Origin of the sequence: Aeromonas sp. HMWF017 (genome assembly GCF_003061465.1) — a bacterium.
Lineage (GTDB): Bacteria > Pseudomonadota > Gammaproteobacteria > Enterobacterales > Aeromonadaceae > Aeromonas > Aeromonas veronii.
The window spans coordinates 55,865-62,106 of record NZ_QAJD01000062.1 but is presented as its reverse complement, the minus strand read 5'-3'; the positions used below and the strand labels follow the sequence as shown (position 1 = coordinate 62,106).

Here is a 6,242-nt window from a genome sequence, read left to right as displayed (position 1 = left end):
GGATATCATTTAACATAAAAAATAAAGTGACGCAGTTGTGTCAAAGCAAGCCGTCAAGGGCATGATCGGAGAATTTGTGGGCGTCATCGAAGTACTCCTGCAGGGTTCGCATATCCTTGTGACGAGTGACTTCAATGATTTTGTTCATCGGCTTGCCGGCAGTCACCGCAGAGGTGATAAAACCGCGACGAAGGCTATGGCCACTGACGTAGAGATCGTCGATGGTTTGGCCGGTTCGGCGCTTGATCATCAGATTGATGCCCTGAGGGCCGAGCGGTTCGGCCATCAGTTGACCCCAACGATTCATGCGCCGAAATAGTGGCCCCTCGCTGATCCGGCTTTTGTGTAGCCACTTTTGTAGTGCCGAGACGGGACAGTAATGCTTGCCCGGGATCAGGGCGATCTCGGTTTCATGCAGCTGATGTTTGCTCGGTTTGAGGCGAAGGCGTATCCCCTGCCCCATAAAATCGAGATCGCTCACCTCAATTCGGGCTGCTTCCGAGCGGCGCAAGGCGCCACTGAACATCAAGAGCAGCAGGGTGTGATCACGCAAACCAGCCAGATCACCGGTGTCGATGCCATCCAGCACCTGGGTCAATGGTTGCAGCGTCAGGGCGCTGGTTTTGTGTTTACGGTTATCCCCCAACCTGACAATGCCGCGCATCATCTCCTTGATTTCGGGATGTTCGGTGGGCATGGGATGAATGCCTTTCTGCTTGAAGGCATAACGGATCCCGGCAAGCCGTCTCACCAGGGTTGCCGGTTTTCGAGGCTCGCCATTACGCAGCTCTCCCTTCCCCTCCTCTTTATCCAGCCATATCCAGTCGGCCAATACGCCGTCGGCCTGATCAGCGAGAAAATTCATGATGTCGTGATGGGTGGTTTGCAGTGGATCCAGCCCGTGCAATTGACACCAGAAGACAAAAATACGGGTATCCGCCTGATAGGCATTGAGTGTGGAATCCGCTTTTGCACTGCGCAAAAAGCGGCGTGCCCGACTATTTAGCTGTGCATCAAAAACAGTCTGCAGTGACTGATGAGCTGGATTGGACAAGGATGGATATGCCACGGAAATCTATGATTCATATGAAGTTTGAGAGGATCTTACAGGATCCTCCCCATACATCAAGTATCGATAATGAATATTATCGATACTTATAGCCTGATGTTTAATACCCTTCGACCACGGTGAAAAAACGAAACATCGGAATATCATTCACCCAGTTTTGTATGGATGAACGAGTTGAATTGACTGGGTAGGTGAGAGATAACGTTGTGCTAGGTTGATTTTCAGGTGGGTAATCAGCTTGGTATTTGAAATATAAAAGCCCCGAGCAACGGGGCTTGGGGATTATTTTTTCGCCAGCTTGAACAGTTCAAAGAAATTCCGGCTGGTGGCTTCTGCCAATTCATTGAGCGAAATATGACGCAGGTCAGCAATAAACTGCGCAACGTCTCGCACAAAGGCGGGTTCGTTCTCCCTCCCCCGATGCGGTACGGGGGCAAGATAGGGCGAGTCGGTCTCGACCAGCAATCTGTCGAGGGGCAGAGCCTTGACCACCTCTTGCAGGGCGGACGCATTTTTGAAGGTGGCGATTCCGGAGATTGAGATATAGAACCCCATCGCCATCGCGGCTTGCGCCATCTCGAGAGACTCGGTGAAACAGTGCAGCACACCGCCAACCTGATCTGCTCCCTCTTCACGCATGATCTGCAAGGTATCTTGTTGAGCATCGCGGGTATGGATGATCAGCGGCTTGTTCAGTGCGCGTGCAACCCGGATATGTTCGCGGAAAGAGGCTTGCTGCACTTCCTTGTTCTCGGGCGAGTAAAAGTAATCGAGACCGGTCTCACCGATGGCCACCACACGTGGAGCGGCAGCTTGCTTGAGCAGCAACTCGGCATCGACACCGGGTTCCTGATTGAGCGGGTGTACCCCGCAGGAGGCAAATACCTGGGGATAGGGAGCGATCGCCTCGAGCATGGTCGGGAACTGTGCCTGAGTCACACTGACACAGAGAAAATATCCCACGTCCAGTTTCGCGGCCTTTGCCAGTACATCAGCCATACTGGTCTGCTTGCTGCCATAGCTGAGGCGATCGAGATGACAGTGGGAATCAACGAGTAACATATAAAACCTTTCTGCTTGTCGGTACTTATAACCAGCGACTGAGCCAGTTCATCAGATGGATGGTAGGATTGGAGAGCTGCCCCGGCTGGCAAGCGGCCTTGAGGGCAACCAGATCTTGTTCTGCCTCCAGCAGTTTTTCGCTGGAGTGCTGCTCCGCCAACCGCTGACTCAAGATGGCCAGATCAGGCATGGCCAGCTGATGGTGACCACATCCGGCCTGGGTTTTCAGGGCATCGCACAAGAAGAGCTGCAACCAGTGCAACCTGACCTGCGTCTCCTGACCAAGCTGGCTGCACAAAGCCGTTGCCTTGACCGGACTTTGACTCAGGGCGACAAACTGCTCCAGCAGTTCGCGGCGAGTACCGTCCTGTTGCTGCTCGATATAGTCGAGTACCCGCAGGGGGGCCCCCTGACAGATCCGCACCTGAGCCAGAGTGGCCTGATGACCCTGCTCGGCCAACCAGCGTACTGTCTCCCCTTCCGCAGGCAACTGACAGACATGTTTGTGACAGCGACTGAGAATGGTGGGAAGCAACCGGGAAACCTGGGAAGCGATCAGCAACAGCAAGCTGTCGCCGGCCGGCTCTTCCAGGGTTTTCAGCAGGGCGTTGGCCGCCGATTCGGTCATCCGCTCCGCATCAGGAATGATCACCACCTTGCCACGGCCGAGCTGGGCAGAGCCCTGCAGCCGGGTGCAGATCTCGCGAATGGCCTCGACCCCGATGGTCTTGCTGTCGCGCGTTATGGTGCCGAGATCCGGGTGGTTGCCCTTGTCAAACAGCTGGCAAGAGTGGCACTGACCACACGGCTCTCCGCGATCCGGTTGCTGGCAAAGGTGTAAACGCGCCAGTCGCTCGGCCAGTTGCTCCTTGCCAAGACCGGGATCGCCCAGCAACAACCAGGCGTGGCCGAGACGACCGGACTGGGCCGTCTGGCTCAGGGCATGCCAGTCGGGGATCAGCCAGGGATACATAGCGGCTCGTTCGACAGATAGTGATCCAATGCACGCTCGATGGCAGCTTTGACCTGTTCCGGCGTTTGCGCCGCATCGATCACCACAATGGAATCATCCTTGGCGGCCAGTTCGAGATAACGAGTTCGGGTACGCTCGAAGAAGCTCAGTTGCTCCAGTTCGATGCGATCCAGCTCGCCGCGATGGCGGGCGCGCTGCAAGCCAAGGGCAGGATCGATATCGAGATAGAGGGTGAGATCCGGCTTGAAGTTGCCGAGCACCGCCTGCTTGATGGCACCGATAAGCTGGGCAGCGATACCACGGCCGCCACCCTGATAGGCCTGGGAGGAGAGATCGTGGCGATCCCCCACCACCCAGACACCGTCGGCCAGTGCGGGTTTGATGCGGGTCTCCACCAGTTGTACCCGGGAGGCGTACATCAGCAGCAGTTCTGCCTCGATGGTCAGGCGCTCGTCGTGCACCTCTTTGACGATGGCCCGCATCCGCTCGGCCAGCGGCGTACCACCCGGCTCGCGGGTGCACTCGATCCGATCGATGCCGTGACGCTGCAGATAGTCGGTCACATAACGAACGGCCGAGCTCTTCCCTGCCCCTTCCAATCCTTCGATCACAATAAATTTAGACATTAGGGTTTCTTCAATATGTATTCGCGAACCGCCCGATTGTGTTCATCGAGGGTCTTGGAGAAATAGTGGGCACCGCCCCCCTTGGCGACAAAGTAGAGATAGTCGGTCGACTTGGGGTTAAGCGCAGCTTCGATGGAGGCCTTTCCTGGCATGGCAATAGGCGTGGGCGGCAGACCGTCGATCACATAGGTGTTGTAGGGATTCTTGTCGGTCAGATCGCTGCGGCGAATATTGCCATCGTAGCGATCTTTCACCCCGTAAATGACGGTGGGATCGGTTTGCAACTTCATGCCCAGACGCAGACGATTGACAAACACCGAGGCGATCTGTGCCCGCTCGTCCGGCTGGCCGGTCTCTTTCTCGATGATGGAGGCCATGATCAACGCCTCATAGGGCGTTTTGTAAGGCAGGTTAGCCTGACGCTTCTCCCAGCTCTGCTGCAGGAAAGTCTCCATATCCTGATGGGCGCGGCGCAAGATCGAGAGATCGCTGGCATGGGTGGTATAAGCGTACGTTTCCGGCAGGAACCACCCCTCCAGCTTGCCATTCTCGATGCCGAGCTCCTGCGCCAAGTCGGCTTCGGATTGCTCAACAGTCAATCGCTCAAGGTATGGGGCGCTGGAGAGCTGCTTCTGCCAATCCTCGAAACGGGAACCTTCGACGAAGGTGAGGCTGAAGTGAAACTCCTTGCCCGATGCGAACAGAGAAAGGGTCTCCTTGAGAGGGGCCCCTTCCTTGATTTCATAGGTGCCCGATTTGATGGCCACCAGTTCGGGATGGCTGCGCAGCCAGAGCCGCACCGCCCAGGGGCTGGTTTCCCCCTCACCCAGTTCGGCAATGAGGCGCGCCGCATGGGCGCCCTTCTCCACCGTAAAGAGCCGGGTCGGCCCCTTGTTGGTGAGCGTCTCTACCTGTTGCCATTTGTAATGTACATAGCCCCCGGCAGCGGCAACCGTCAGTGCCGCCCCCGCGAGCAGGGTGTAAAGCCGATTAAACTTCAATGACCAAACGCTCCTGTAAACGGCGACTCAATACCGCAGTGGGATAGTGAATATCCTCGATGCCATTGACCGGCACGACCCCCATCAGGGTATTGGTGAGCCACACCTCTTCCGCCTGCCATAGTGACTCCAGCGGAGCCTCTACCACACGCAACTCAATACTCATCTGTTTCAACATCGCCATCACCTGGCGACGCATGATGCCATCGACACCACCGCGGGCGAGATCGGGCGTAAACACCGTCTTGCCCCGACGCCAAAACAGATTGGCACTGACCCCTTCAATCAGAAAACCACGACTGTTCAGCACTATCCCTTCGACTGCATTCCGGCTGACAAGTTCGCTTTTCAGCAATACCTGCTCCAGACGATTCAAGGTTTTAAGCCCGGCCAGCATAGGCGCATCACCGATCCGCTGGTGGCACACCACCATCTCGATCCCCTCCTGTTGCCACTGGCCATAGTGAGTGGGAAATGGCGCCAGACTAACTATCCGGGTCGTGTGCTGACATCCGCTGCCGTCATAGCCCCGCCCCCCCTCGCCGCGGGTCAGGATCACCTTGGCCACGCATTGTGGCTGGTCGGCCACCATCTCTTCAACCTCCCGAGTCAGGAGATCCCAGTCCGGTTCAACCAATCCCAGCCGGTTGTTGGCCAGCTGCAACCGTGCCAGATGGGCAGGCCACTGCAACACGCGACCCTCCCTGACCGCCATGGTGGTGAAATGACCGTCACCATAAACCAGCCCCCGATCATGGGCCGAGATGGTATCAAGCTTCATGCCATTGATAAGCAAAGGGATCCCTCCGATAAAAAAGGCCCGATACCGGCAGTATCGGGCCTGTGTCTTTGCCCTGCGGCAAATTATACGCGTTTGAAGATCAGTGAGCCATTGGTGCCGCCAAAACCAAACGAGTTGGAAAGGGCGTACTCGAAGCTGCCTGGCTTGGCCACATGGGGTACCAGATCCAGATCGCACTCATCATCCGGGTTGTCCAGGTTGATGGTGGGCGGAGCCACTTGATCACGCAGGGCCAACACAGTGATGATCGCCTCGATGGCACCGGCGGCCCCCAACAGGTGACCGGTCATGGACTTGGTGGAGCTCACCATCAGGGATTTGGCGTGCTCACCAAACACCGACTTCATGCCACGCAGCTCGGCCACATCACCCAGCGGGGTGGAGGTGCCGTGCGCGTTGATGTAACCAATCTGCTCGGGGGCAATGCCGGCATCCTTGATGGCATTTTTCATGGCGCGAGCGCCACCGTTGCCATCTGCAGGAGGCGCAGTCATGTGGTACGCGTCACCGCTCATGCCAAAACCGACCAGCTCGGCGTAGATCTTGGCGCCACGGGCCTTGGCGTGTTCGTACTCTTCCAGTACCAGGACACCGGCACCGTCACCCAGCACGAAACCATCGCGAGCTTTATCCCACGGACGGCTCGCTTTTTGCGGCTCGTCGTTGCGGTTGGAGAGTGCCTTGGCGGCAGCAAAACCACCCATCCCCA

7 protein-coding genes are annotated in these 6,242 nt (G+C 57.0%); all 7 read right to left on the bottom strand.

All coding sequences use genetic code 11. The features are described from left to right. Positions 1 to 40: 40 nt before the first annotated feature. Positions 41 to 982 carry a site-specific integrase gene (locus tag DBR30_RS05695; RefSeq protein ID WP_258224298.1) on the bottom strand — a complete coding sequence of 314 codons (942 nt, stop codon included), beginning with the start codon at positions 980 to 982 and terminating at the stop codon, positions 41 to 43. 369 nt (positions 983 to 1,351) lie between these two features. Further along, positions 1,352 to 2,131, bottom strand: coding sequence for a TatD family hydrolase (locus DBR30_RS05690; RefSeq protein WP_108542515.1), 780 nt, complete (start codon positions 2,129 to 2,131; stop codon positions 1,352 to 1,354). Positions 2,132 to 2,156: 25 nt separating this feature from the next. Continuing rightward, complete coding sequence (gene holB / locus DBR30_RS05685) at positions 2,157 to 3,104, bottom strand: DNA polymerase III subunit delta' (RefSeq protein ID WP_069526838.1); 948 nt, start codon at positions 3,102 to 3,104, stop codon at positions 2,157 to 2,159. Continuing rightward, positions 3,089 to 3,730 (bottom strand): dTMP kinase, encoded by a 642-nt coding sequence (gene tmk, locus DBR30_RS05680; RefSeq protein WP_108542514.1) that lies wholly within the window; start codon positions 3,728 to 3,730, stop codon positions 3,089 to 3,091. Before tmk ends, holB begins: the two co-directional genes overlap by 16 nt. Then, positions 3,730 to 4,731, bottom strand: coding sequence for an endolytic transglycosylase MltG (gene mltG / locus DBR30_RS05675; RefSeq protein ID WP_005333156.1), 1,002 nt, complete (start codon positions 4,729 to 4,731; stop codon positions 3,730 to 3,732). The genes tmk and mltG overlap by 1 nt, the downstream gene beginning before the upstream one ends. Beyond that, a complete protein-coding gene (pabC, locus tag DBR30_RS05670) occupies positions 4,721 to 5,527 on the bottom strand; it encodes an aminodeoxychorismate lyase (protein ID WP_108542513.1) in 807 nt (268 codons plus the stop codon). Before pabC ends, mltG begins: the two co-directional genes overlap by 11 nt. Positions 5,528 to 5,595: 68 nt before the next feature. Further along, positions 5,596 to 6,242, bottom strand: a 647-nt coding sequence (locus DBR30_RS05665) for a beta-ketoacyl-ACP synthase II (RefSeq protein ID WP_258224297.1), incomplete at its 5' end; no start/stop codon positions are given.

Coding starts and splice junctions, on each gene's coding strand:
- tmk (WP_108542514.1), bottom strand. CDS start 3,730: ATGTCTAAATTTATTGTGATCGAAGGATTGGAAGGGGCAGGGAAGAGC.
- holB (WP_069526838.1), bottom strand. CDS start 3,104: ATGTATCCCTGGCTGATCCCCGACTGGCATGCCCTGAGCCAGACGGCC.
- DBR30_RS05690 (WP_108542515.1), bottom strand. CDS start 2,131: ATGTTACTCGTTGATTCCCACTGTCATCTCGATCGCCTCAGCTATGGC.